Genomic DNA, 2,575 nt, shown 5'->3' with positions numbered 1-2,575 from the left:
GGCCTTTGAATGGGTTCATGTGCAGCTCCATCAGCAAAAGGGGATGATAAGTTTATCACCACCGACTATTTGCAACAGTGCCAACGCCGGGTTATTCTTATTTGTCGCTTCTTTACTCGCCTTTATCGGCCTTCACTCAAGGATGTATTGTGGTTATGCGTTATATTCGCCTGTGTATTATCTCCCTGTTAGCCACCCTGCCGCTGGCGGTACACGCCAGCCCGCAGCCGCTTGAGCAAATTAAACAAAGCGAAAGCCAGCTGTCGGGCCGCGTAGGCATGATAGAAATGGATCTGGCCAGCGGCCGCACGCTGACCGCCTGGCGCGCCGATGAACGCTTTCCCATGATGAGCACCTTTAAAGTAGTGCTCTGCGGCGCAGTGCTGGCGCGGGTGGATGCCGGTGACGAACAGCTGGAGCGAAAGATCCACTATCGCCAGCAGGATCTGGTGGACTACTCGCCGGTCAGCGAAAAACACCTTGCCGACGGCATGACGGTCGGCGAACTCTGCGCCGCCGCCATTACCATGAGCGATAACAGCGCCGCCAATCTGCTGCTGGCCACCGTCGGCGGCCCCGCAGGATTGACTGCCTTTTTGCGCCAGATCGGCGACAACGTCACCCGCCTTGACCGCTGGGAAACGGAACTGAATGAGGCGCTTCCCGGCGACGCCCGCGACACCACTACCCCGGCCAGCATGGCCGCGACCCTGCGCAAGCTGCTGACCAGCCAGCGTCTGAGCGCCCGTTCGCAACGGCAGCTGCTGCAGTGGATGGTGGACGATCGGGTCGCCGGACCGTTGATCCGCTCCGTGCTGCCGGCGGGCTGGTTTATCGCCGATAAGACCGGAGCTAGCAAGCGGGGTGCGCGCGGGATTGTCGCCCTGCTTGGCCCGAATAACAAAGCAGAGCGCATTGTGGTGATTTATCTGCGGGATACGCCGGCGAGCATGGCCGAGCGAAATCAGCAAATCGCCGGGATCGGCGCGGCGCTGATCGAGCACTGGCAACGCTAAGCCGGCGGTGGCCGCGCGCGTTATCCGGCCCGCAGCACCTCGCAGGCGTGCCGGGCGATATGACTGGCGGCGGCATCGGAAAGATGCCGGTCGGTAATGATGGTGGTGAACCGGGTCAAAGGTAACGCCATAAACGTGGCCACCTGATTGTATTTCGAACTGTCGCACAGCAGGATGCTTCTCGCGCTGACCTGGCTGACGGTCTCCTTGACGGTAACCTTGTTCTCATCAGGGGTGAATATCCCGCGACTGTCCCAGCCGCTGGCGGAGATAAAGGCCGTATCGATAGCCAGGTGGCGTAACGTACGCGCCGCCGATTCGCCCACGCAGGAGCGGTTCTCCCGGCACAGAGTGCCGCCGGTGTGGATCACGCCGCACTGGCTGGCATCGATCAGCAGCTGGGTTATCTCAAAATCATTGGTGACCACCTGGAGATCGTTCCGGTCGAGGATCGCCCGCGCCAGCGCCAGGGTGGTAGTCCCGGCATCCAGATAGATGCAACTGTTTTTAGCGATATGACTCGCCGCCAGCGCGCCGATCGCCTGTTTCTCCTCACTCTGCAGCGTGCTTTTCACCAGATGACTGGGTTCCGCGGCCAGCCGGCTGACGGCGCGTACGCCGCCCGAGACGCTGACCAGCAGCCCCTGCTCCTCCAGTTTACTGACGTCCCGACGGATGGTCATATGGGACACGCCGAGGATCTCCGTCAGCTCGTTAATGCTTACCGCCCCACGCTGCTCCACCAGGGCTAAAATACGCTGATGTCGTTCTATTGGAATCACCGCTCTCCCCTTACCATTTTTTCACACCAGGCGTCACCACCCAGGCTACGGCCCTGGCGACACCCGGTGTTGTTATCGCGCTTTGCCGCTGTTTTTTACGCTATTTTAGGGCAAGAATCGCCGCTGTGCAGCCTCTTTCCGCCTGTGAATTTTTTATATTCATGTGGGTTATTCGTGATAACTCTCACATAAATTCACATGATAACGCTTTATTCTATCATTAAATCACATTAATTAACTAATGTTCACAAGGAGACCAGCATGGCTGCACACACTAACGTCTGCGTGATTGGACTGGGTTCAATGGGCATGGGCGCCGCCCGCGCCTGCCTGCAGGCGGGCCTGAACACCTGGGGCGTTGACATCAATCCCGACAACTGTCGCGCACTGCTGGCGGCGGGCGCCAAAGGCGCGGGCCCCAGCGCGGTGCCGTTCGCCGCGGAACTGGATGCAGTTGTGCTGCTGGTGGTCAATGCCGCCCAGGTGCGGGGGATCCTGTTCGGCGAGAGCGGCCTCGCCGCCCATCTGAAGCCGGGCACCGTCGTGATGGTGTCGTCCACCATCGCCTCCGCCGATGCTCAGGCCATTGCCGAGGCGCTGGCGGAGTACCAGCTATTGATGCTCGACGCGCCGGTATCGGGCGGCGCCGTGAAAGCGGCCGCCGGCGACATGACGGTGATGGCCTCCGGGAGCGATGCCGCCTTTGCCCGACTCGCGCCGGTGCTGGACGCCGTGGCCGGCAAAGTCTACCGCATCGGGAGCGACATTGGTCTTGGC

3 protein-coding genes are annotated in these 2,575 nt (G+C 60.7%); 2 read left to right on the top strand and 1 reads right to left on the bottom strand.

Annotated elements, in window-relative coordinates:
• Window positions 1-155: 155 nt before the first annotated feature.
• On the top strand, window positions 156-1,016 hold the full coding sequence (locus ACOT1A_RS24465; RefSeq protein WP_002904004.1) for an extended-spectrum class A beta-lactamase SHV-12: 861 nt from the start codon (window positions 156-158) through the stop codon (window positions 1,014-1,016).
• Window positions 1,017-1,036: 20 nt separating this feature from the next.
• Here ACOT1A_RS24465 and ACOT1A_RS24460 read toward each other — a convergent pair whose 3' ends face one another.
• The gene (locus tag ACOT1A_RS24460) at window positions 1,037-1,798 is read right to left on the bottom strand and encodes a DeoR/GlpR family DNA-binding transcription regulator (protein WP_002210513.1); all 762 of its coding nucleotides are present in this window, start codon (window positions 1,796-1,798) and stop codon (window positions 1,037-1,039) included.
• Window positions 1,799-2,059: 261 nt separating this feature from the next.
• Between ACOT1A_RS24460 and ACOT1A_RS24455 the strand changes: the two genes are divergently transcribed.
• Window positions 2,060-2,575 (top strand): NAD(P)-binding domain-containing protein (locus tag ACOT1A_RS24455; protein WP_032723123.1); only part of this gene is annotated, 516 nt, incomplete at its 3' end.

Origin of the sequence: Enterobacter cloacae complex sp. SYL003 (assembly GCF_049236925.1) — a bacterium.
GTDB lineage: Bacteria > Pseudomonadota > Gammaproteobacteria > Enterobacterales > Enterobacteriaceae > Enterobacter > Enterobacter intestinihominis.
This window is presented reverse-complemented; position numbering and strand designations above follow the sequence as displayed.

Excerpts from the sequence above, each read along its gene's own strand:
- ACOT1A_RS24465 (WP_002904004.1), top strand. The coding sequence starts at position 156 with ATGCGTTATATTCGCCTGTGTATTATCTCCCTGTTAGCCACCCTGCCG.